At 59.7% G+C, this 22,820-nt stretch carries 24 protein-coding genes and 2 pseudogenes; 14 read left to right on the plus strand and 12 right to left on the minus strand.

Going from position 1 to position 22,820, the window contains the following annotated elements; translation table 11 throughout:
* On the plus strand, positions 1-464 hold a 464-nt coding region (locus F3H58_RS17170), incomplete at its 5' end, for an ATP-binding protein (protein ID WP_188128966.1).
* A 229-nt stretch (positions 465-693) separates the two neighbouring features.
* Here the strand turns inward: F3H58_RS17170 and F3H58_RS27260 are convergent.
* A complete protein-coding gene (locus F3H58_RS27260; RefSeq protein ID WP_188128967.1) occupies positions 694-864 on the minus strand; it encodes a hypothetical protein in 171 nt (56 codons plus the stop codon).
* Positions 865-892: 28 nt separating this feature from the next.
* On the opposite strand from F3H58_RS27260, the gene F3H58_RS17175 reads away from it, so the two are divergent.
* Positions 893-1,201, plus strand: coding sequence for a type II toxin-antitoxin system RelB/DinJ family antitoxin (locus tag F3H58_RS17175; protein WP_080854968.1), 309 nt, complete (start codon positions 893-895; stop codon positions 1,199-1,201).
* On the plus strand, positions 1,198-1,491 hold the full coding sequence (locus F3H58_RS17180; RefSeq protein ID WP_149743022.1) for a type II toxin-antitoxin system RelE/ParE family toxin: 294 nt from the start codon (positions 1,198-1,200) through the stop codon (positions 1,489-1,491). The genes F3H58_RS17175 and F3H58_RS17180 overlap by 4 nt, the downstream gene beginning before the upstream one ends.
* 60 nt (positions 1,492-1,551) lie before the next feature.
* On the opposite strand, the gene F3H58_RS17185 is transcribed toward F3H58_RS17180, so the two are convergent.
* From F3H58_RS17185 to F3H58_RS17195, 3 genes are read right to left on the minus strand one after another with little or no spacing between them, the layout of a single operon-like run.
* Positions 1,552-2,673, minus strand: a complete 1,122-nt coding sequence (locus F3H58_RS17185) for a siderophore-interacting protein (RefSeq protein ID WP_149743023.1) — start codon at positions 2,671-2,673, stop codon at positions 1,552-1,554.
* Positions 2,674-2,691: 18 nt separating this feature from the next.
* Positions 2,692-3,816, minus strand: a complete 1,125-nt coding sequence (locus F3H58_RS17190) for an ABC transporter substrate-binding protein (protein ID WP_210246919.1) — start codon at positions 3,814-3,816, stop codon at positions 2,692-2,694.
* A 7-nt stretch (positions 3,817-3,823) separates the two neighbouring features.
* Complete coding sequence (locus tag F3H58_RS17195; protein ID WP_149743024.1) at positions 3,824-5,959, minus strand: TonB-dependent siderophore receptor; 2,136 nt, start codon at positions 5,957-5,959, stop codon at positions 3,824-3,826.
* Between the two features lie 161 nt (positions 5,960-6,120).
* On the opposite strand from F3H58_RS17195, the gene F3H58_RS17200 reads away from it, so the two are divergent.
* Entirely contained in the window at positions 6,121-6,765 is a 645-nt protein-coding gene (locus tag F3H58_RS17200) for a TetR/AcrR family transcriptional regulator (protein WP_286169679.1), read from the plus strand.
* 259 nt (positions 6,766-7,024) lie between these two features.
* Here the strand turns inward: F3H58_RS17200 and F3H58_RS27395 are convergent.
* The 5 genes and pseudogenes from F3H58_RS27395 to F3H58_RS17225 all read right to left on the minus strand — a co-directional run.
* A pseudogene (locus tag F3H58_RS27395) lies at positions 7,025-7,208 on the minus strand (hypothetical protein); the annotation flags it as partial.
* Positions 7,209-7,436: 228 nt separating this feature from the next.
* A complete protein-coding gene (locus tag F3H58_RS17210; RefSeq protein WP_149743026.1) occupies positions 7,437-7,937 on the minus strand; it encodes a DoxX family protein in 501 nt (166 codons plus the stop codon).
* Positions 7,934-8,716, minus strand: a complete 783-nt coding sequence (locus F3H58_RS17215) for an HvfC/BufC N-terminal domain-containing protein (protein ID WP_149743027.1) — start codon at positions 8,714-8,716, stop codon at positions 7,934-7,936. The genes F3H58_RS17210 and F3H58_RS17215 overlap by 4 nt, the downstream gene beginning before the upstream one ends.
* Positions 8,713-9,594 (minus strand): MNIO family bufferin maturase, encoded by an 882-nt coding sequence (gene bufB, locus F3H58_RS17220; protein ID WP_149743028.1) that lies wholly within the window; start codon positions 9,592-9,594, stop codon positions 8,713-8,715. The genes F3H58_RS17215 and bufB overlap by 4 nt, the downstream gene beginning before the upstream one ends.
* 67 nt (positions 9,595-9,661) lie before the next feature.
* Positions 9,662-9,949 (minus strand): BufA1 family periplasmic bufferin-type metallophore, encoded by a 288-nt coding sequence (locus tag F3H58_RS17225; protein ID WP_149743029.1) that lies wholly within the window; start codon positions 9,947-9,949, stop codon positions 9,662-9,664.
* Positions 9,950-10,182: 233 nt separating this feature from the next.
* Here F3H58_RS17225 and F3H58_RS27265 point away from each other — a divergent pair, with 233 nt between their 5' ends.
* Positions 10,183-10,518, plus strand: coding sequence for a hypothetical protein (locus tag F3H58_RS27265; protein ID WP_188128968.1), 336 nt, complete (start codon positions 10,183-10,185; stop codon positions 10,516-10,518).
* On the opposite strand, the pseudogene F3H58_RS27730 reads toward F3H58_RS27265, so the two are convergent.
* Positions 10,442-10,690 (minus strand): annotated as a pseudogene (locus tag F3H58_RS27730) (lysophospholipase); the annotation flags it as partial. The gene F3H58_RS27265 and the pseudogene F3H58_RS27730 sit on opposite strands and share 77 nt — an antisense overlap.
* 65 nt (positions 10,691-10,755) lie before the next feature.
* On the minus strand, positions 10,756-11,667 hold the full coding sequence (locus tag F3H58_RS17235) for a 2-dehydro-3-deoxygalactonokinase (RefSeq protein ID WP_149743030.1): 912 nt from the start codon (positions 11,665-11,667) through the stop codon (positions 10,756-10,758).
* A gap of 115 nt (positions 11,668-11,782) precedes the next feature.
* Between F3H58_RS17235 and F3H58_RS17240 the strand changes: the two genes are divergently transcribed.
* The 9 genes from F3H58_RS17240 to F3H58_RS17280 all read left to right on the plus strand — a co-directional run bounded on the left by F3H58_RS17240 (position 11,783) and on the right by F3H58_RS17280 (position 21,497).
* Positions 11,783-12,691, plus strand: coding sequence for a dihydrodipicolinate synthase family protein (locus tag F3H58_RS17240; RefSeq protein ID WP_149743031.1), 909 nt, complete (start codon positions 11,783-11,785; stop codon positions 12,689-12,691).
* Positions 12,688-13,854: a mandelate racemase/muconate lactonizing enzyme family protein gene (locus F3H58_RS17245; RefSeq protein ID WP_149743032.1), complete on the plus strand. Its 1,167-nt coding sequence runs from the start codon at positions 12,688-12,690 to the stop codon at positions 13,852-13,854. Before F3H58_RS17240 ends, F3H58_RS17245 begins: the two co-directional genes overlap by 4 nt.
* A gap of 24 nt (positions 13,855-13,878) precedes the next feature.
* Complete coding sequence (locus F3H58_RS17250; protein ID WP_149743033.1) at positions 13,879-15,150, plus strand: ABC transporter substrate-binding protein; 1,272 nt, start codon at positions 13,879-13,881, stop codon at positions 15,148-15,150.
* 70 nt (positions 15,151-15,220) lie between these two features.
* Positions 15,221-16,147 carry a carbohydrate ABC transporter permease gene (locus F3H58_RS17255; protein WP_149743034.1) on the plus strand — a complete coding sequence of 309 codons (927 nt, stop codon included), beginning with the start codon at positions 15,221-15,223 and terminating at the stop codon, positions 16,145-16,147.
* Between the two features lie 10 nt (positions 16,148-16,157).
* Positions 16,158-16,988, plus strand: coding sequence for a carbohydrate ABC transporter permease (locus F3H58_RS17260; protein WP_149743035.1), 831 nt, complete (start codon positions 16,158-16,160; stop codon positions 16,986-16,988).
* Positions 16,989-16,990: 2 nt separating this feature from the next.
* Complete coding sequence (locus F3H58_RS17265; RefSeq protein WP_149743036.1) at positions 16,991-18,073, plus strand: ABC transporter ATP-binding protein; 1,083 nt, start codon at positions 16,991-16,993, stop codon at positions 18,071-18,073.
* Positions 18,070-19,053, plus strand: coding sequence for an NAD-dependent epimerase/dehydratase family protein (locus F3H58_RS17270; RefSeq protein WP_149743037.1), 984 nt, complete (start codon positions 18,070-18,072; stop codon positions 19,051-19,053). Before F3H58_RS17265 ends, F3H58_RS17270 begins: the two co-directional genes overlap by 4 nt.
* Positions 19,050-20,732: an SMP-30/gluconolactonase/LRE family protein gene (locus F3H58_RS17275; RefSeq protein WP_149743038.1), complete on the plus strand. Its 1,683-nt coding sequence runs from the start codon at positions 19,050-19,052 to the stop codon at positions 20,730-20,732. The genes F3H58_RS17270 and F3H58_RS17275 overlap by 4 nt, the downstream gene beginning before the upstream one ends.
* A gap of 3 nt (positions 20,733-20,735) precedes the next feature.
* On the plus strand, positions 20,736-21,497 hold the full coding sequence (locus tag F3H58_RS17280; protein ID WP_149743039.1) for an SDR family NAD(P)-dependent oxidoreductase: 762 nt from the start codon (positions 20,736-20,738) through the stop codon (positions 21,495-21,497).
* Between the two features lie 527 nt (positions 21,498-22,024).
* Here the strand turns inward: F3H58_RS17280 and gst are convergent.
* Complete coding sequence (gene gst, locus F3H58_RS17290) at positions 22,025-22,723, minus strand: glutathione transferase, Atu5508 family (protein ID WP_149743040.1); 699 nt, start codon at positions 22,721-22,723, stop codon at positions 22,025-22,027.
* Positions 22,724-22,820: the final 97 nt, after the last annotated feature.

Raw genomic sequence — 22,820 nt, forward strand, 5'->3', positions numbered from 1 at the left:
CGGGTACAGGCAAAACACACGTCGCGACCGCTCTCGGCGTTCAGGCTATCGAGCATCATCGCCGAAAAGTTCGCTTCTTCTCGACCATCGAATTGGTCAATGCGCTCGAGCAGGAGAAGGCAAAGGGCAAGGCAGGCCAGATCGCCGAGACGCTGGTCCGTCTCGATCTGCTGATCCTTGATGAACTCGGATACCTTCCGTTCAGTGCTTCCGGCGGAGCGCTGCTATTCCACCTGCTGAGCAAGCTCTATGAGCGCACCAGTGTCGTCATCACCACCAACCTCAGCTTCAGCGAATGGGCCACGGTCTTCCGCGACGCCAAGATGACCACGGCTCTGCTGGACCGGCTGACCCACCGTTGTCACATCCTCGAAACAGGAAACGACAGCTTCCGATTCAAAGCCAGCTCGGCTGCAGTCGCACAGAAGAGAGGAGAAAAGGCAAATCCCTTGACCAAAGCCTGATCAGAAAACCATACTCAGAGGTGGCTCACTTCTCGGTGGAAAAACCGGCTCAGTTCCGCGTGGAAACCAACAGCCGTTCGAAGAAACGCACTGGGTACTCCCTATCTTGCACGGCCCAATGTTCTGCTCTTTAAGGCAGAGCGCCGTAGGGAGAAAGGCGAGCGCGACTTCGAGGCCGCGCTCCCCAAACTCAAATTGGATCGAAACATGCGAGCATGGCGCCATTCGCTTAGGCGGTCGTGCTCGCTTTGAGCTGTGTGTCGAAGGTTCGTTCTGGTTCAAGAGCAAAGCGGTTGCCGAACGGCGGGGTCGGTGGTTTGTATCCTTTATCAAGACTAAGAAAGACGAGGTGGACAACGACAACCTGAAACTTTGTATAGAATTCGTCATTCAATTGCATTACTATCTCGTCAGATATGGAGATAGCCATGGCCGCAAACGCACTTGTCCAAACACGTATTGATGCCGAAGTTCGGGATCGTGCCTCTGCCGTTCTTGAGAGCATGGGCCTTACAGTATCCGATGCGGTCCGTATATTGCTTACACGGACTGCCAACGAAGGGGCGCTCCCCCTTGAGCTCCTTTCAGGCAGTGAGGCTCATGACGCTTGGTTTCGCAACAAGGTGCTCGAAGCGCTAAACGATACTCGCCCGGACGTATCCGACGACGAGGTTGAGGCGCATTTTGCCGAACGTCGAGCGGCTGCCCGTCTTAAAGCTGGTGCGCTCAAGTCGTGAAACTTACTTGGTCTGCGTTCGCGTTATCGGATCGCGACGCCATCTTCACATACATTGAGGCAGATAATCCTGCGGCCGCCGTTTTGGTCGACGAACGGATAGTCGCAGCCTCACGTCGCTTGCTCGATTTTCCCGCCAGCGGCCGTGTTGGTAGAATTGCCGGTACACGCGAACTCGTCATCAACGGCACGCCCTACGTAGCTGCTTATGCCGTTACCGACAGGACGGTTCGAATTCTTCGTGTATTGCATGGCGCGCAGGAATGGCCAGAGTCTGTGCCGACAAGCTAAATCGATTCTCTCCCATGGGGCCGACGGTTAGAATCTTATCAATTGCAAAACTCATTGTTTTCACTGAGGTAGATAAGCATCGGCCCCTTTGATGATGATGTCTTCCTCGCTGAGAGACCGATGCCAGTGCGAATAGAGCACGAAGCGGTCACGCGGAAGCCCGACCTCCTTCCTCAGATGACGATGAATCGCGCTGAATGCTTTGTGTTCGCATCCACCCCAGAAGAAGGCGCCCGCCGGACATTCCGGCCAGCGAACGGAGCGAATTGCGTCCTGAAGCAGCGTCGTTGTGCCTGCACCCTTACCGTCGCGATACAACCATTGGATCGAAACGCGGCTGGAAGAGGAAAGCGGCAGTTTATCGGCGGAGGTGTCGACTTCGATGAAGGCATGGCCGGTTGCCGTCGGCGGCAGATACTCGAGAATTCTGGCAATGCCCGGCAATGCAGTCTCGTCTCCGGCGAGAACATAAAAGTCTGCCGGCCTGGGGCCGTTGGCCGCCGGCCCCAGAATGCCGACGACATCGCCTGTCCGCGCATTCATCGCCCACTGGGTCGCCGGCCCGGGATGAGCATGAAGCGCAAAGTCGATCGTGATTGTCTGCCTTGCCATGTCGATGAAGCGGATCGTGTAGACACGCGTGGGAACCGCAGTATTGTCCGGCCAGACGACATGCCCGCGATGGTCAAGTAGCGGCCAGCGTGGCGCGGCGATGTCGCGCGGCTGGAAAATGAGACGACAGTGGAGCTGGTCTTTACGGTCGTAACGTTCGAGGTTCTCGCCCTTGAAGGCGATCCTGCGAAAGCGGGGCGACAGGTCCTCAATGGTCTGCACCTGCAAAATGCGCAGATCGTCAGGTAAGGCGGGATCCGCATGGTCGCCTTCCCATTGAATATCGAGATTTTCACGGGCGGCGATGAAACCGATCGGCCCGACCAGAGCATGTTTCAGCCGGTTCAGACCGCCGGGATCGGAAGCTTCCGCCGTCAACCGGAAACCGTTTCCGGTCGCCTCGAATGTGGCGTCGCCGAATGGCGAGTGGATATGATGAATGCCACCTGCCTTTTCGACGGTCATGTCGTGCGTTGCAATCGATTCGACAATCGGTTCGATATAGTCGTCGATCTTTTCAAATTGGACGGCGGCATGTGCGCGGTATCGGTTGCTGCTGGTCGGTGGCATCGGGCGTGGCTCCCTGTCTCAGATCGCCGCCCACAGCGGTCCCTTTATGGGAAACGCCGCGAACTCGCGATTGATGGTGTCGAGAATGGAGGTTGGATCGATATCGGCACATCGTTCCGGATGCAGCCATCTGGCTGCCTGGGCGATAAACAGCACGTTGAGGGGCAAGTTGGTAATCAACCCGGTCCATATCCCGTAAACACGCTTTGAACGAACGCTCGGCAGATGTTCGAAACTCCGGCGGCCCTCAATCAGATGCTGCAATCCTTGTCGACCCTGTTCGGCGTCGATTCCAGGGCCGATGGACGGACGGCCACCCGAGGCCCAGCCGCCGCCGGAGGCGATGTAGACCTCATGCGGTGTGGCGAGAAGATATTCGAGCGCCAGCTTCTCAAACCACGGCGCGACCACGCCCGGAAGCGGCTGACCACCGGCCAGCGCCAGCAATTCGCCCCAGTTCTTTCTGCCCGCCGCCCAGCAGCAGTCGTCGAGCGTCGACTGGACCTCCAGATAGGTCGTGACGGGCTTCGCACCTGAAATGCGCGTTGCAATGCCCGCCAGTTCCCGTTCGACAAATGCGATGTAGGCCTCGGCTTTGTCTGAAGCGCCCAGAAGTGTTCCCCACATGCGCATAGATGCTTTCATCGCATCAACAGGGCCGCTTGCCCGCGCCTCATCGACCGCGTTTGAGGCGGCGTCGCTGAACACCACGGGAATGCCGATCTCCTTCAGCCTCTGCAGCAGGGAATTCTCATCCCCCTGCGGCGTCATGAAGGCCGTGGTCACGATCAGGTCGGGAGACAGGGCGATCAGTCCTTCAAGGGAAAGCGTGTCCGGGCTCAGCGTTCCGACCGTGCTGACGGAATGGCCGTTCAGCAGGATCGTCTGCAATTCACCGCTGTCGAGCCGATCGACGGCGGCCCAGCCCACGACCAGCGACGCAGGATCGCGATGCAGGAGCGACATCGTCAGCAGGTCATGCGCCTCCAGCAGAACGATCCTTTTCGGCAGGGCAGGGAGGCGCACCTCGCGCCCCGCCATATCCCTCACGGTAACCGGCTGCTCGGCTACGGCGGGCTGAATGCCGGAAAGGATGCCGGCCGCCGCAAAGGAGATGCAAAAGCCTCGTCTCGTTATGATCACGGCGACATCACCATTTGTATCTGAGGCCGGCGAGCACCGTGCGGCCGTTGCCGTACTGGCAATAATACTCGGAACTGCAGGAGGAGTAATAGTCCTTGTCGAGCAGGTTGGTGACGTTCAGTGTCGCCTGCAGCCCCTTGAGTTTCGGGTTCGTTGCTCCGAAATCATAGCGAAGTGCGGCGTCAAGCAGGGTGTAGCCATCGGCTTTCACCGTGTTTGTGTCGTTACTATAGCTGGAGCCGACGAAACGCAGTCCGCCGCCGATGCTCAAGCCTTCCAGCGCACCGGATGAGACGGTGTAGTTCGCCCAGAGAGAACCGTAATAACGCGGCACGGCCTGCGGGCGGTTGCCTATGATCGATGTGATGCCGGATTCGGAAACTTCCGTGTCGAGCAGGGAAACCGCAGCGATCAGTTCGAGATTGCTGGTGAGGTTTCCTCTCGCCTCGAACTCCAGCCCGCGGGAATGGATTTCTCCCTGCTGTTCGTTGAAGCCTGATGAGGCGTTGTAATAGACCACATTCTGCTGACGAATATCGAAAGCGGAGAGCGTGAACATGGCGTCCAGCCCCGAGGGCTGGTACTTGACGCCCACCTCATATTGCTGCGCTTCCGTCGGCTTGAACGGACTGCCATTGGCGCCAACGCTGGTGGAAGGTTCGAACGAGGTGGAATAACTGACATAAGGCGCAATGCCGTTATCGAAAAGGTAAAGCAGGCCGGCGCGATAGCTGGTGGCACTGTCGGATCGTTTCAACGATGCTCCGGCAAGAAGATTGTCAGTGTCCTGACGGGCCCAGTCGTGCCGCACCCCGAAAATGCCGCGCAGCCCGCCGATCTCGATCTGATCCTGGAGGTAGATACCTGTCTGGCGAAGCGACTGATCATTGTCCACTGCCGTCATGAACGGGCCTACCGGTCGGCCATAGACGGGATTCGCCACATCAAGCGGCGTCGCGCCGCCCAGCAGATATTCCCAATTGCTGCTTGAGTGCTGAATGTCGAGGCCAGCAAGAATCGTATGGCCGATGGCGCCCGTTTCGAACTTGAATTCAGCCTGGTTGTCGAAGGAAAAGCCTTCGGCGTCCTCGATGGAATGGACAGCCCAGCGGGGAATAATACCCGTCGCGGACATTGGCCCGTTCATCTGGAGCGAACGCATATCGGTATCCACCGCGGAATATCGGAAGTTGGAGCGGATGGTCACCTGGTCATCGAACCTGTGCTCGAACTCGTAACCGGCGCCGTACTGGGTGCGCCTGAACGCGTCGTAGTTCGGGTCCCCGACATTGAGGTCCCGACTAAGGAAACCGGCATAGCCTGCGGGCGCCAGAAACTTCGGATAAAGCGAGTTGAAATAGCCACCTTCCGGATCGCGCTGATAATAACCAGAAATAACGAGCGAGGTATCCTCGTCCGGCTGCCACTTGAGGGATGGCGCAATGCCGAGACGCTTTTCATCCACATCGTCATAGCGTGTGCCGGAGGAACGGCCAACAATGCCAATACCATATTGCCATGTTCCATCCGTGGCGATGGGGCCGGTGGAATAAAGACCGCTTTGCACCCTTCCATCGGTCCCGACTTCGAGTCTTGCCTCGTTTGACTGTACGCTCGATGGCTTGCGGCTGACCTGATTGACGAGGCCGCCGGGGCTTACCTGGCCATAAAGAAGTGCTGCCGGCCCCTTCAGGACGTCGATGCGCTCAAGGAGAAACGGATCAATGGAGGGTGTTGCAAAGGCCTGACCACGTTGAAGTTTCAAACCGTCGAGATAGTTCACATAATTGGTCGCCGTGCCAAATGCGCCGAAGCCGCGCAGAAATACGGAATCGTAACGCGAGTTCGAGTCCCGGTCGGACAATACACCGGCCGTGTAACGCAGCGCTTCACTGACCGTTTGCGGGTTCTGGTCGTCGATCTGTTTGCGCGTTATCACCGTAACAGATTGCGGCGTTTCCGCTAAAGGTGTCCCGGTTTTTGTTGCCGACCGAGTGAACTTGGCAGCAATCCCAGCGGCGTCGGCATTGCCCTGCACAACGATTGTTTCCAACCGTGTGCCCTGCTCCTGAGCCAGGGCATGGGTTGCCGCCAGAAAGGTTGTGGCTGTCAGAATGTTTTTAAAGGAAAGACCTTGCTTCACTATTCGCCCCCATGGTCGAAGCTTGGGAAATCTGCTAGAGTGAATAAATCAAACGGGACCGTCCTGTCCAGTTAATATGAAGGCGCTGGTCAACTTTTATGTTGGCAATCCTGGTCGACGTCTTCAAACAGGTCGGGCACGGGCAAATGCGGAGGAATCTGGTGTCGGAAAGAACGAACGCAACAGCGCGGGTAGGTCGTCCTCTGAAGGCGGAACAGAACGCCGCAGCGGAAAGGATAATCGACGCTGCGACCACGCTCTTTGCGACGCGCGGTTTTGCCGGTACATCCATGGAGCAGGTCGCTTCGCAGTGCGGCGCAGGCAAGGATACTGTCTATCGCCGCTTTCCCTCGAAAGTCGCCCTGTTCGAGGCCGTAGTGGAACATGCTCATGCCCGAGCGGTGGCGCGGCTGAGAGACTTGCCGATGGCACAGGGCCACGCTCTTGAGCGCCTGCGGACCCTGATGCGCGAACTGCTGCATATCAACATGGAGCCGGACCTCATTGCACTGAAGCGCATCACCTTCAGTGAAGCTGTCGTGTTCGAAAAGAAAAGACCAATCCCGCCGCAGCCCGATCCGATCATGAACCGGCTCGTCGATGCCGTACAGACAGCGCAGGATGCGGGCATGGTTTCGACCGGGGATGTGAGCCTGATCGCCAACCATCTCATCCACTGTCTTGTCGCATTGCCCACCTCATCGGCGATGATGGGCAGCGCCGAATTTGATACAAGGCAGTCTGTCGATCTATATTTCGACAGGACTTGGAACTGGCTTTACAGAGGAATATCGGCAGATAGCTAATTGCCGTACATTCGAATATTGCTATCACAAATATCCCGAAACTGCCTCCTTTAGAGCTGTTGATAAATAGCCGCCATTCCAGTCCGTATCGTTAAAAAAAAGGCAGTCCGGTCTCGACCACAAATCAGTGATACAGTTAAGCCAAGTTCTTGGTTGGCTTGCGGATCGCCTGCCGAGGGAACATTGTAATAACAGGTTCATTGGTTCGGTTCCCTCTCAAGGCGAGGACCGATCTTCAAGATCAAGCCGAAGCGTCCGCTCATTCTGCCCCGATCCATACCTTGTGCGATTGCTTCACGAAATCGATAAATGCCCGCAATGGCGCGGGCACAAGGCGCCGCCCAGGGCAATAAGAGGAACGGGCCGGAAAACCTCAGCCACCATTCTTCCATCACCGGCACCAGATCTCCTCGATCGAAGTGTGGCCTTAGCCAATCCTCGAGTGCTTGAAGCGTCCCTGCCGGGACGTGAGGCGAGCCATTCCGTTGATGGGGTGCATCGCTGTCTCAGTTGAATGCGCCGTCCACATTGAAGGCTCGTGCTGCGTAGCTTCAATCGTGCGGCGCCTGATGTCGATCGCGAAGACAACCATGCACCCGGCAGCGATCTTCATCTTGACGCCCCAGCTACGATTAGACAACTCCATCAGTTCTCAATGGCAATCAGATTGATCAATCTCGATGAATTGTAAGAAAGGGATCAAGGGCAATCCTGCCGCCACCGTACACGACAAGTGTCAACGCCATGGCAGCCCAGGGAAGATGAAAATTGGCCCATCCCTCCGGAATGGTAAGCTGGATCACCGCCGTCATCGCGAGTAGGCCCAAAGCCGCGTAGCGGGTGAAAAGGCCGAGCACCAAGAGGAGGGGCAAGACGATTTCGGCAATTCCGGCCGCTGCTGCCATGGTCAGCGGCATGGGGTAGGGGAATTGGCTGCCAAATATATGTAGCTTGAATTCCTGTTCGAACAGAAATCTGGCACCGGTCGAGAGGGTCAGGAATCCGTCCCACTTCGTCAGCCCCGATTTAAAGAACGGGATCGCCAGGCCGATGCGCAGCGCCAGCAGCGGCAGCGACTGTGGAATGGATGCGAGCAGGCGTTCGGCGCGACGATGAAAAGAGACAAGCGCCGCACAGCAGCGACCGCGGGAGGAAGCAAGTTCGATCGTCATGGAAATTTCCCTTCAATAGTTTCAAAAGCGCTGAATGCACCAAGGCTGACCAGGCCGATCAACGCTGATCCGAAATCGAAATCGGGATTGGCGGCGAATGCCGCCTGCGCGGCCTCGCCCAGGATCACGCCTTCAAGAAGGAAGGCCGCGAATGCAGCATCCCGCGGCGGTATGATATGGACCTCGACGTGCATCGCCGGCCGCACAACCAGCACTGCCTCGGCCTGCCAGTCGACGACCGGAGACAGGGTCTTGCCCTGATGGGCGCTCCAGATCGCGCCGGCCGGAAAATCCGACTGGATGAAGCGGGCCGAGGGATGGGGGATGAGCGCGGTGCCGGCAAGTCTTTCCGGTGCAGTGCCGGCCAGTGCGGTGACGTCGAGAGGCAGACTATCAGCGGCATGATAGGCGTGGGTCCAGGCGACCTCGATTCGGGCCACATCGGGCAGATAGGCCAGAGTTGCCGCGGGCGGGAACGCTGCGACGAAATCCGGAAAATCATCGCCGTAATGCATAATCAGCGGTGAGACCGGCTTATGATCTGCGGCATAGGCCCGGGCCATGCCGGCGAAGAATTGGGAACCGACGAGTTGCTTCGTTACCGGGAAACGCTGGCCGAGCGCCGTCGTTAAACCGACATAGATATTGTTGCGGTAAACGGCGAAGCGCGATGTATCGGCCCTGCCGCGGGCCGTGGTGACGCCCTGCGGAAGTGCCCGGTCTGGATGCAGGAGGGCGTCGGCAAAGGCATCCTGGCTCTCGTTGAAACCCATGGTCATGCCACTCGGATGGCGTCGCGATACTGGAGCACGGCAGACAGCATGGCATCGGCGAGGACCGTTTCGGCGTGAAGGGTGGCGAAATCCGGAACGTCATTATCCCATTCGATCAATGTTGGCAGGGGACCGCTCAGTATCAGCGTATGCCGGTAAAGTTCCATCACATCGCTCTTGACGGCGGTACCGTGAGCGTCAATCAGAAGCCGGTCCCCGGCACTGTCGACAGTCTCGTCATAGCCCGCCAAATGAATTTCACCCACCCGCTCGACCGGAAAGCGATCGATATAGGTAATCGGATCCAGCAGATGGTTCACCGCCGAAACCATGACATTGTTGACGTCGAGCAACAGCCCACAACCAGTGCGCTCGGCGATCTCCGTCAGAAAATCCACCTCGTCGATCGTGCTCTCATCGAACAATATGTAGGTCGATGGGTTTTCAAGCAGCATTTGCCGGCCGAGCCATTGCTGAGTCTCGTCGACATGGTCGACCACCCTTGCCAAGGTTTCGGGCGTATAGGGCAGGGGCAGAAGGTCGTTGAGAAAAACAGTATCGTGGGTCGACCAGGCCAGGTGTTCAGAAAAGCTCTGTGGTCGGTAACGATCGATGAGGCCACGAAGCCGCTTCAGATGCTCTCGATCGAGGTTGCGTGCTGCACCGATCGACAAGCCTACTCCATGGAGAGACAGCGGATAGAGGTCTGCGACCGCCTCGAGATACCGGTGCGACGGACCGCCGGCAGCCATATAATTTTCGGCGTGGACTTCGAAAAAGCCGACATCCGGCCTGCTGGCGAGAATGGTTTCGTAATGCTCCGGCTTGAGGCCGAGGCCGGCACGCGGCGGTAAAGAGACGGCTCGGTTTACGGCTACGGTCATAGCTGTTTGCTCCCGGTATCGACGAATGAGGCGGAGGCCTGGCAACCCAGGCCTCCTCGGGTTGGGTTCAGCCTTTCACCGGCTCCAACATGCCCTTGTGGCCGTCAACATTCATCGAGGTGCAGGTGCCGGCGGGGACCGCCTTCCACGCATTGCCCTGATAGTCGACCGTCGAAGTGCCCGCGCAGGTGGTGCCGGGGCCGGCTGCGCAGTCGTTCTGACCCTTTAGCGCGATGCCATAGCACTTCTCGTTGCCAACCATTTTCTCCGGGGCGAGCGGTGCGGCGAAGGACGCGGATGCGATTGCGCTGGCGAGCGAACCGGCTAAAGCGAATGTGAGCGTGGAACGGTTCATAGATGATCTCCTCTTTAATGTCCGCAGGCCGATCATCGGCTGCGTAACCTTCTATTCGTTCCGGAGAATTTCAATGTTACGCTCTACTACGAACACAAGCTCGTGATCGCCATTTCTCCTGCCTTATTTCGGGTGAGGCGTGAAAATTTGCCCGCCCGTGCAAGAGAGAGGCAGGATTTGAATGGTCAGGCCGAAGAAGAACTCAAACAGTCCCGGTGGCGTTCTCGGGTATCGTGATCGAGGCGTCCAGCACCGATGCGCGCAACGGGCGCATCACGGCCGGGAACGACCTGACCGCGAAATCCACCCAAAACCTCAGCCTGAATGATGGACGCGATGTCTCGGGCGGCATGCTGCTCGCACAGGCGGCACAGCTCACCTCCAGCGCCAGCTTTGCCGCAAGGTCGGTGGCGAAGCTGGAGACGCTGGGCGGAAACCTGAACCATTTCGGGGAAATCGCGGGCAACGGCGGTACGGTCCTGTCATCTGCACAGGACAAAAGTGAACAAGAAGCTGGTGCAGGTAGTGGCTGGCGGAGAGGCATGTGCCGCCGCCAAATCCTAGATTGACGATATCCAGCGAGCCAAGATCCTCGGTGACCGAACTCCAGATCCGAAATGAGGATGAGCCATAAAAGGCGATCGGATTGGCTGGAACGCCAGTGCGCTGAAGACGGGCAAGAACGGCGAGGACATCGTTTTCGTGACGGCTGGTGCCGATATTGACTGGGAAGTCGTACATGATTGGTCCTGAAAAAGTTTTGGAAGCAGGATGCCGTCGTTTAGGCACCCTGCGATCTGCAAGGGTCACGAAAGCGCGTGCTTCAGGACAGTCAGGGCGCCTTTTGTGAGGGCGTCATCCGCACCCATGGATGTCCTGAGCGCGAACACATCCGCGGCAACCAGGTAGAGATCGTTCAGCCCGTCATTGCCGACGATAGCTACCTCGTCTCCCTCCGCATACCATCCGGCATCGCGGGCCTGCCTAAATTCCTGCCCGATGACCAGTCCCCGCACATAGGAGCGCAGTTGATCCGGCGAAAGCCGGCCGGCAAGCCCGCCGGTTCGCGCCGAAAACATGAGCGACAGCATGGCGGCGGATCGTTTTGCCTCTTTCAGACCCCAGCGATATGCCTCCGTATCGTCGACCGGCGGCTGCGTGGACCCGCGCGCGATGAAGGAATGATTGATGAGCAGGTTGAAGACTTCGCCGGTCACGAATGTCTGGAAGCCGTCAATCCGCCCCGCCTTCACCCGCGCCCATTTGCTGTGGGTTCCGGGGATGATGAGGGTGGCGTCTTCGCCGAGGCCGTGGCCGACGATCTGGGTTTCTTCGCCGCGCATGACATCCGGAAAGGGCTGGCGGGCGGGGTCGTTGAGACCCGGAAGGAAGACGAGGTCGGAGCCGTTCGGCAGCGACCTGCGCACCGTGCCGGCGGCAAGTTCCGCCGGGCCTGCCGGGCACGGCACGTAAGCGACTTCAACCCAGCCGTTGCGGCTGGTGATCATGCCGAGGGCCGCGACGGGCAGGGCCCCTTGGCGCGAGAACCAGGGTGCGAGTGCCGCCATCAGCGCCGCCTCGTGCTCACCCTTGCCAAGGCTCGAAATACCGTCGGCGGTTTCCAGATGATCGAGTTCTTCGCCGCCTTCACCAACGAGCGCCGCCCTCAGTGATGTCGTTCCCCAATCGACGATAATCGATGTCGCCGCTGCTGCCATGTCTTGAACCTCCTCGTTCATCTCATCTTGGGGCTTGTCATAGGGCGCGAGTCTATGTAGTGTCAATTAGTGAATTCAAGGTATCAAAATATGATACTTAATTGGGAGGAAAAAGATGGTGGCTGGCCTCAAGGGGATTTTGCCTGTTCTGCCCACGCCGTTTCTGGCGGATGGCGGCATTGACGAAGCGGGTATGAAGCGGCTGGTGGTCTTTGCGCTCGACAAGGGCGTGGATGGTGTCGTGTTTCCCGGTTTTGCCAGCGAGGTGGAGACTTTGAATGCCGCCGAGCGCGCGGCGTTGCTGAAGATAGTCGTCGATGCGGTGGCCGGTCGGGTGCCTGTTGTGGCCGGCGCCAGTGCGGCCGACTGGCGTGAGGTGGTTGAGCATGGGCGGGCGGCATCGGCGCTTGGCATTCGCCACCTGATGGTGCAGCCGCCCAAATCGGTCGGCACGGATGCGCCGGCGCTGATCGAATTCCTCGGCCGGATCGTCGAGGCGTTGCCCGAGGTTGAAATCATCCTGCAGAACGCGCCTGCGCCGCGCGGCTCCGACCTTTCACCGCAGGCAATCGTGGAGATCGTGCGCGCCTTGCCGCAGGTGACCTATGTTAAGGAAGAAACGCTTCCCGCCGGCCCGGCCATAAGCCACATCATCGCTCATGCGCCGTCGACCCTGAAGGGCGTCATCGGTGGCGGCGGTGCGCGTTATATTCTCGACGAATATGGCCGAGGTGCTACGGCGGCCATGCCGGCGCTGGAGATCGCCGAGGAACATGTGGCCATCGACCGGGCGCTTGTTGCCGGGCGGCAGGAAGAGGCTCGCCGGATCTATGTCCGCACCCTGCCGCTTCTGGTGTTGCAGGCGGTCTATCGCATGCGGCTGACCAAATATGTGCTCGCCCGTCGCGGCGTGATAGAAGGCGTCGGCGTGCGTGCGCCGACACCCGAGCTTGATGCGGCGGCCCTTGCCGATATTGACGCCAATCTGGTCGAACTCGGCCTTGTTGCCGCGGAGGCCGCATGAACAGCCCCATCGCAACAGTCGAAGTCTTCACGCTGACCCAGCCGCGCAAGGTGCCCTATCTTGGTGCGCTCAGGGAAGGCGAGGTGGTCAATCCCAACGGCTACATCGTGCGCAAGGGCAATCGCACGGTCTACCCCACCTTCGACCGCAGCGTGCTGGTGCGCATGACCACCGAGGCCGGCACTGTCGGCTGGGGCGAAACCTATGGCATTGTCGCCCCCGGCGCGGTCGCCGCCCTCATCAATGATCTTCTCGCCGGTTTCGTGATCGGCCGGGATGCGTCCGATCCTTCGGCTGTTTATGACGACCTTTACGACATGATGCGGGTGCGCGGTTATACCGGCGGCTTTTACGTCGATGCGCTTGCCGCGCTCGATATCGCGCTCTGGGACATTGCCGGGCAGGAAGCCGGAAAATCCATCCGCGACCTTCTTGGCGGCGGTGTTGACAGCTTTTCGGCCTATGTTTCGGGCCTGCCTGAAAAGACATTGAAGGCGCGCGGGGAACTGGCGAAATATTGGCAGGATCGCGGTTTCGATGCTTTCAAATTCGCAACGCCGGTGGCTGACGATGGCCCGGCGGCGGAAATCGCCAATCTCCGGCATGTCCTTGGCCCGAAGGCAAAGATTGCCGCCGACATGCACTGGAACCAGACGCCGGAGCGGGCGCTGGAACTCATAGCCGAGATGACGCCGTTCGACCCGTGGTTCGCCGAAGCGCCGGTCTGGACGGAAGACATCGCCGGACTGGAAAAGGTTTCGAAGGGAACAGATCTCCCAATTGCCGTCGGCGAGGAATGGCGCACCCATTGGGACATGCGTGCCCGCATCGAACGCTGCCGCATCGCGATCGTGCAGCCGGAAATGGGGCACAAGGGCATTACCAATTTCATCCGCATCGGCGCTCTTGCCGCCGAGCACGGCATTGACGTGATCCCGCACGCAACCGTCGGCGCGGGCATCTTCCTTGCCGCCAGCCTGCAGGCGTCGTCTACATTGCCGACCCTGAAGGGTCACGAGTTCCAGCATTCGATTTTCGAGCCCAACCGCCGCCTGCTCGCCGGCGACATGGATTGCCGCGAAGGCAGATACTACCTGCCCTCCGGACCGGGACTTGGCGTCAAACCGTCGGAGGCGGCGCTCGCCCTTATTGAACGTATCTGAATTGGTTTTCTGGAGGAGGAACCCATGACCAAAAGAATAAGAAAGCTGGCGCTTGGCACAGCGACCGCGATGTTGATGACCGTAGGCGGATTTGCTCCCGCCATGGCCGATACCGTTTTGAAGTTCATTTCCTGGCAAACGGATGACGCGGGCACGGGCGAATGGTGGCGCTCCGCCATCGCCGCCTTCGAGAAACAGCATCCGGGCGTGAAAATCGAATTCACCAAGGCCGAGCGCAGCTCCTATGCCGACACCATGACGACGCTTTTTGCGGCCAACCAGCCGCCGCAGATCGTGCATCTGGCGTCCTTCGAATTCCAGATGTTTGCCGATAGCGGCTGGCTCGAGCCTCTCGACCCGTGGCTGAAGAAGGATAGCATCGACATGACGGGCTGGGCCGGCCAGCAGAAATGCGAATGGAACGGCGAAACCGTCTGCATCATGACCAACTACTTCGGTTTCGTGATGGCCTACAACAAGAAGATTTTGGAAGAGGCGGGCGTCGCGGTTCCGAAGACCTATGGCGAGTTTCTGGCCGCTGCGAAGGCGACGACCAAGGATCTGAACGGCGATGGCATTATCGATCAGTTCGGTACCGGCCATGAAACGAAGGGCGGTCCGGGTCAATATCTGACGGAGATGCTGAACTACATCCTTGATGCCGGCGCCTACTGGACCGACAAAGACGGCAACATCACCATCGATACGCCACAGATGGTGGAGGGCCTTTCACGCTGGAAAACCGTGATGAAGAGCGGGATCAGCCCGGTCGACATGAGCGCCAGCGACGTGCGCAAGCTCTTTGCCGATGGCAAGATGGCGATGCGGCTTGATGGGCCCTGGCTTTACGGCACGACCGAAAAGGGTTCGGCCAAGAGTGACATCGTTTATGTCGCGCCGCCGCTTCATCCGCCGCTTGGCGGCTCGTCCAACGTGTTGGCCATGCCGGCCGATATTCCCGACGACCAGAAGGCATTGGTCTGGGATTTCATCAAGCTGACGATGACGCCGGAATTCCAGCGCAGCTATGCCACCCTTGGCGGCAACACCCCGCCAAGCCCGAAGGCGGATGTCTCGGGTGTTGAAAAGACCATCCCGCATTTTCCGGTGCTGATCGAAACGATGAAGGCCGCGTCGGAAGCCGGTATCGACCGCATCCCGACCGGGCTTGAGCTTTTCTACAACGAGTTCAGCAAGATGGTGATGGAAGAAAGCCAGCGGATGATCATTCAGGATCTCGATCCGGCGGAGGTGGCGAAAACCATGCAGGCAAAGGCCGAAGCCATCAAGGGTTGATCCCGTCGTTTCGCCATGGCCCGCTTGAAAGGGCCGTGGCCATCATCCGCATCCGGCAGGAGGACCATCCATGACCGAAACCGTTCGGGCTGGGCGTCGCAAGTTTTTCGATCTCGCGCGTCCCAGCCGGCAACATCTTCTCGGCTATATTCTGATCGCGCCCGCGGTCCTGATGGTTGCCGCCATCATCGTCTGGCCGCTCGTTTTGGCCATCGACCTGTCGTTCCAGCAGGTCAAGATACCGAGGCTTGGCGGCGCCAGCCGGCCGTTTTCGCTGAGCAATTACACCTGGCTGTTCTCGTCGCCGGAATTCTGGCTGGCCTGCTGGGTAACGCTAAAGCTGGTCATCGTCGTTACCGCCGGCAGCGTCGCGGTTGGCCTCAGCACGGCGCTTCTGGCCAATAACCGTTTCAAGGGCCGAACCGTTGCGCGGCTGGGAATGGCGCTGCCCTGGGCGGTGCCGGAAATCATCGCGGTCGTCATCTTTGCGTGGATGTTCGACACCTCCTTCGGCCTGTTCGGCTGGCTGGCGATAAAGCTCGGTTTCACCGATCAGATGATCCCGTGGGTCAGCAGTTCGACAGCCGCCTTCTGGGCCGTTGCCATCACCATGGTCTGGAAGGGTTTTCCTTTCGTCTCGATCATGTGTCTGGCTGGCCTGCAGTCCATCCCCGCCGATTATTACGCGGCCGCCAAGGTGGATGGCGCCAGTGTGTGGCAGCGTTTCCGCTGGATCACCATGCCGCTTTTGATGCCGGTGCTGGGCGTGACGCTGGTGCTGACGCTGCTGTGGGTATTCCGCGACTTTTCCATCATCAAGGTCCTGACCGGCGGCGGGCCGCTGCGTTCAACCCAGACGCTGTCGATCATGACCTACGATCAGGCCTTCCAGTATCACAATTTCGGCCGTGCCGCCGCCGTCGGCGTCCTGACGCTAGTGATCTGCATCGTCGCGAGCCTTCTGATGCTCGGCCGGCGTTCGAAATCGATCTATTGAGGAGGCTTTGATGAAACGGACATTTTTACAGAGCCTTGCCCTTTACGCGACTGTGGTCTTCACGCTGGTGATGATCCTGTTCCCGGTCTACTGGCTTCTGGTCACGGCGCTCTCCACCACCGATGAGCTTTACCGCCTGCCGCCGACCTTCTGGCCGGATGATGCGCAGTGGGACATCTTCGCCCGCGTCTGGGCGGCAAAACCGATCCTGCTGTGGCTGTGGAACTCGATGCTAGCGGCCATCGGCTCGGTGGCGCTGTCGATGCTGGTTTCGGTCAGCGCCGGTTATGCGCTGTCGCGTTATTCCATGCGGGGCGGCGCGACCATGGGTCTCTTCGTCCTGACGGCGAAGATGCTGCCCGCGACGCTGCTGGTCATTCCGCTGTTTTCGATCTTTTCCAGCTTCGGCCTGATCGGCAGCCTGTGGACGCTGGTTCTGGCGCATTCGACAATGATCATTCCTTTCGCCACATGGATGCTGAAAGGCTATTTCGACACCATTCCGAAAGAGTTGGAACAGGCTGCCATGGTCGACGGCTGTTCGCCGATCGGCGCGATGGTGCGCGTCGTGCTTCCCATCGCCACGCCCGGTCTTGCCGCCACCGCACTTTATGCCTTCGTGCTCAGCTGGGCAGACTACGCCTATGCGCGCACCTTCCTCGTCAACTCGCCGGACAACTGGACGGCCAATCTCGGCATCACCACGATGCAGGGCGAGTATGTCACCTACTGGAACGACATCTCCGCCGCATCCGTGTTCATCGCGCTGCCGATCATCGCAATCTACCTGTTCCTTGAACGTTATTTGGTCGGCGGCCTCACCGCTGGCGCGGAGAAATAAGCATGGCCAATATTTCCATTCGCAACGTCAGCAAGTCCTATGGCGCGCTCAACGTTCTCAGGCCCTTTTCGCTTGAGATCGAGAATGGCGAGTTCGTGGTGCTTGTCGGGCCTTCCGGCTGCGGCAAGTCGACGATGCTGAAAATCCTCGCCGGTCTCGAACCGGCAAGCGAAGGGCAGATTTTCATCGGCGACAATGAAGTGACGGACCTTGCGCCGGGTGACCGCGACATCGCCATGGTGTTCCAGAACTATGCGCTTTATCCGCACCTCACCGTTCGCCAGAATATCGGCTTCGGCCTGAAAATGCGCGGCACGGACAAGGCCGAGATCGACCGCCGGGTTGATGATGCGGCGCGCATTCTGGAAGTCACACCCTATCTCGATCGCAAGCCCAAGGATCTCTCGGGCGGCCAGCGCCAGCGCGTGGCACTTGGCCGTGCCATCGTGCGCCAGCCCCAGGCCTTCCTGATGGATGAGCCGCTGTCCAACCTCGATGCAAAGCTGCGAGTCCACATGCGCGCCGAAATCGGCGCATTGCACAAGCGCATCGGTGTCACCACCGTTTATGTGACGCATGATCAGGTGGAGGCGATGACGATGGCGGATCGCGTCGTCATCATGCAGGGCGGCATCATCCAGCAGATCGCCGCACCCGACGAGCTTTTCAACAATCCGGCCAATCTTTTCGTTGCCGGTTTCATCGGCTCGCCGGGCATGAATTTCCTCAATGCGGAACTGCGTGACGGCACTGTTACCCTGTTTGGGCAACAGGTCTCCCTGCCGGGTGCGGTCGGCCGCCAGGGCAGTGTGATTGTCGGTCTGCGGCCTGAACATCTCGTTCTGGGCGATGCGCCTGTTACCTTCGATGTCCGTCCGACGCTGGTGGAGAGCCTCGGATCGGAAAAATACGTCTATTTCGATGCGGAGGGTGCAAGGGTCGCGGATGGCGAGGAGGGCAAGTCCAAAGGGCTGATCGCGCGCGTCTCGCATACCGGCAGCCTTCCCGGCAATGAGGCGCTCCGGCTCGGTTTCGATCCGGCCCAGCTTTATCTCTTCGATGCAAAGACGGGAGCGCGGTTATGATCCTCGTCACCGGATCGGCAGGCCGTGTCGGCCGTGCTGTTGTCGCTGCCTTGCGCGCACAGGGCCGCGCCGTTCGCGGTTTTGATTTGAGGCCATCGGCAACCGGCGGCGAGGAAGTCGTCGGGTCGCTGGAGGATGCGCAGGCATTGTCCGAGGCCATCAAGGACGTGAGTGCCGTCCTGCATCTGGGCGCCTTCATGTCATGGGCTCCGGCGGATCGTGACCGCATGTTCGCCGTCAATGTCGAGGGCACGCGCCGGCTTCTGGACGCGGCGTCAGCAGCTGGCGTGCGGCGGTTCGTTTTCGCTTCCTCGGGTGAAGTCTATCCGGAAAACCGGCCGGAGTTCCTGCCGGTCACCGAGGACCATCCGCTCTGCCCCAATTCACCCTATGGTCTGACCAAGCTTCTGGGCGAAGAGCTGGTGCGCTTTCACCAGCGAAGCGGCACCATGGAAACGGTGATCCTGCGGTTTTCGCATACGCAGGATGCGACGGAACTGCTGGATGAGGAGAGTTTCTTTTCCGGTCCCCGATTTTTCCTGCGGCCGCGCATTCGCCAGCAGCAGAATTTCGGAAACACTGCCATCGCCGAACTGCTCCAGTCCCGCGATATCGGTGAGCCGTCGCACATTCTGGCGCGCAATGAAAACGGCCGACCGTTCCGTATGCATATAACCGATACGCGCGACATGGTGTCGGGCATTCTGCTTGCCCTCGACCATCCCGGCGCGGCGGGCGGCATCTTCAATCTCGGGGCGGATGAGCCGGCCGATTTCGCGGCGCTTCTGCCGAAGATTGCGGCGCTGACCGGCCTGCCCATCGTGACAGTCGATTTTCCCGGCGACGGCGTTTATTACCATACGTCCAACGAGCTGATCAGAAACACTTTGGGGTTTGAAGCGGAATGGACGATGGACCGGATGCTGGACGACGCGGCGGCCGCAAGGCGGCAGCGACTCGCGAAGGAGCAGAGGCAATGAAACCCGAGACGCCGGGCGGCACGGCGGCGCTGGCCAAGGGCCTGACCCTGCTCGACATGGTTGCCGATGCGCCGGAACCGCTGCGGTTTGCCGAGCTGCTGCGCGCCTCCGGTCTGCCGAAGCCGACATTCGCGCGCATCCTGCGCACCCTCATCGCTTATGGCCTCGTCCGTCAGGATGAGGCCCGCGGCACCTATGTGCTGGGCCAGCGTTTTCTGGAAATGTCCCACAAGGTCTGGGAGAGCTTCGATCTCGTCTCGGCGGCGACCCCGGAACTGGAGCGGCTGGCCGCCGAACTGGGTGAGACGGTTGCGCTGTGCCGGCTAGACGGGACGATGACGCAATATCTCGCGGAGCGTTCGCCGAACGGTCTTTCCGTGCGCGTCGAGGTTGGACGCCGCGTTCCCCTGCATTGCACGGCCCCAGGCAAGGCGCTGCTCGCCTTTCAGGACCCCGCCGTTGGCCGTGCCCTGCTGGATCGCCTGACGCTCGATCTGCTGACACCCAAGACCATCACCACCCTCGATGCGCTGCAGGCCGATCTGACGCTGACGCGGGCGAGGGGTTATTCAATTTCTTATGAGGAACATCTGCCCGGGGTGAATTCGGTTGCTGCGCCCGTCATGGGCCGGGACAATACGCCGATGGGCGTGCTTGTTGCGCTCGGGCCGTCGTCGCGGCTCGATTCCTCCAATATCCATCCCGCCGGGCGTGAATTGATTGCCGCCGCCCGCCGCATTACCGGTGCAGCCGGGGCCGTGGCGATCAGCTCGCGGCCACGCCCGCGTTCGGCAACGGGCCGCCCCAGCGCCGAACTCAGCTGCATTCTGCCTTGGGGTGCGCAGCTGGGGGAAAGCCCGGTCTGGCACGAGGGGGAAAACGCGCTCTATTGGGTGGATATCCTGCATCCGGCGGTGCACCGCTTCGATCCCGCCACTGGTCGCAACGAAACCTGTGAGACCGGCAAGCTGGTCAGCGCCGTCATTCCGGTCACCGGCGGGCGGTTGCTGGTGGCATCGCAGGATGGCGTCGAATGGCTGGATTTCGCTTCCGGCCGGTTGACACCCTTCGTCAGCCCGGAGGCGGGGATCGTCGACAACCGCCTCAACGATGCCAAATGCGGGCCGGATGGCGCGATATGGGTCGGATCGATGCGCATCGATGCCTCCAAGCCCACCGGTGCACTTTATCGCATCAATGCAAATGGCGCGTCCGAGCGCAAGGAAGGCGGCATCATCGTCTCCAACGGCCTCGGCTGGAGCCCCGATGGCCGGACCTTCTATTTCGTCGATACCGTGCCCGGTCTCATCCACGCCTATGATTGCGATCCGGCGACGGGCGCGCTGTCGCAGCGCCGTGAATTCGCCCGCATTCCGGTGGCCGATGGCCGGCCGGATGGTCTGGCGGTGGATGCCGAAGGCGGTGTCTGGTGCGCCATCTGGGATGGCTGGTGCGTGCGCCGTTATCTTCCGAACGGCAAGCTGGACCAGGTGATCGACATGCCGGTGCCACGCCCTTCCAGCATCGCTTTTGGCGGGCCGGACCTGTCGACGCTGTTCATCACCAGCGCCCGCACGCGCCTGCCTGCCTCCACACTCGCCGATGCGCCGCTCTCCGGCGGCCTGTTTTCCTGCCGCCCGGGAATTGCCGGCGCGCGCATATCGCTGTTTGAAGGATAAGGGATGCGTCTCGAAAGCGTCTTTGGATTGACGGGCCGCACGGCGCTCGTCACCGGTTCCAGCCGTGGCATAGGCGCCGCCATTGCCGAGGGGCTGGCGGGCGCGGGCGCCCATGTCATCCTGCATGGCATAAAGCCGGGCGCTGCCGCGCCCGTGCAGCACCGGATCGTCGCAAGCGGCGGCACGGCGCAGGAACTGGCGGGCGATCTGTCCGAACCCGGTGCCGGTCGTGATCTCATCGAACGGGCCGAGGCGATTGCGCCGGTCGATATTCTTGTCATCAATGCCAGCGCCCAGATCAACGCCGTGCTTTCGGAACTGACACCCGACGATCTGGCGTTTCAGCTGGCGGTCAATCTGGGCTCGACGGTGGATATGCTGCAGGCGGCCCTGCCGCGCATGGCGGCCCGTAAATGGGGCAGGGTGGTTTCCATCGGCTCGGTCAATCAGCTGCGGCCGAAGGGCGTCGTCACCGCCTATGCCGCCACCAAGGCTGCACAGCACAATCTGATCCAGAGTCAGGCGCGGGATTATGCGCGCGATAATGTATTGCTCAACACACTCGCGCCCGGCCTCATCGACACCGACCGCAATGCCCACCGTCGTGATGAGGACCCCGAAGGCTGGGCGGAATACGTCCGGACGCTGAACTGGATGGGCCGCGCCGGACAGCCGGAAGAAATGGTGGGGGCCGCCATCTTCCTGTCGTCGCAGGCCTGCAGTTTCATGACCGGGGAGAACATTTTTCTGACAGGTGGATATTGACGAATTTGCTGGCACGGCTTGCTACCAGCATTCGCAACAAGGCTGCGTATCCCGAGATTCCTGCATATTCGGGATGCCGGCCCATCGCGCGGATCAGAGAACGACAGACACTTCAGACGCATTCCGTCAAACGGAGTCTGCAGCCTGCTGAGTGACAAATGGACTGTGCCGGTTCTTTGGCGTCTTTGTCTCGCGGAAGATCATCAGCTTCGCTTTTGAAAAGAGGTCGGTGAGATCACCCAGCGCATGCTGACGCTCACACGGAGCTTTGCGTGCCCTTGAGGAATTTAACCTCTGGGTTCACGACAAGCTGGACACCATCAGAGCGCGCCGGCGCGCTTACGACCCAGCAGAGTTGTAAATCCAAGTGACTAATCTTCCGCCATCGGACTTTGTAATGACAGTGGCGTTGGTTCGGGTCCCTTTCAACTGCGTGGCCGTGAAATGGTGCGTCGGCGGTGTGTATCTCTTCAAGACTTTTGTCCGGCTGCAAAGCAGACGAAGCAATGGCGCCGCGCAGACGTGAATCAACCCGCTACCGTCCGGAGCGATTTCTCAATCTCTCCTCCGCAATAAGCGTTGCCGTATTCCTCGAAACTTTTATCGTTCAAGGCGGCCAGCGAAGTTGTGGCTACCACTCTTCTGGAAAGGCCCCAGATTGTCGGTGACGTATCCTCAATGATCCCCTGAATGACAGGGAACCGGTCGGCGACCGTAGTCCAAAGGATTGCAGTCGCTATATCTGCTACGCCAATCTTTTCTGTTCCGAGCATAAAGCCGGAAGTAGGGCTCAAGCCGTTTCGTGCCCCGGTATCCGCGAAAATACGGATCCATTTTTGGAGGCGTGGGACGAACTCTTCCCATTTTTCAGGTGTCCACATTTCGCGCCCGCCGTTGAGAGTCAACTCATCAAGGACATCGTTGGCATCGTTAACGATCTTGGCGCTGAGGGCGCGGCCCTCAATAGTTGTCGGCAACATATCCAGCCGTTCACCCAGGTAGATGGCGATCGCCGGCATCTGGGAGATCGCAAAATTGCGCTCACGGTCAATCAGAACCGGTGGCCCCATGAAGGCAACCGGCTGCTTTTCCACCGCACAATCCATAATATCTTCAATCGCATCGGCATCGTGTTCATCCCAGGAGTACCCACAATGGGCCAGAATTCCGCGGATGAACTGACCTCGAAAAGGAACTGGCCAGTAATAAAGGGCGAAGTTTTTCATGCCTTCCTCCATTGGTCATGCAAACAACGAACGGAGTTGGTTGTTACCAGTTCCCCGACGTGCACTAAGAGTAAAAATGTAACTCAAGGAATGCTCT

It is taken from the genome of Rhizobium sp. NFACC06-2, assembly GCF_900101425.1.
Lineage (GTDB): Bacteria > Pseudomonadota > Alphaproteobacteria > Rhizobiales > Rhizobiaceae > Agrobacterium > Agrobacterium leguminum.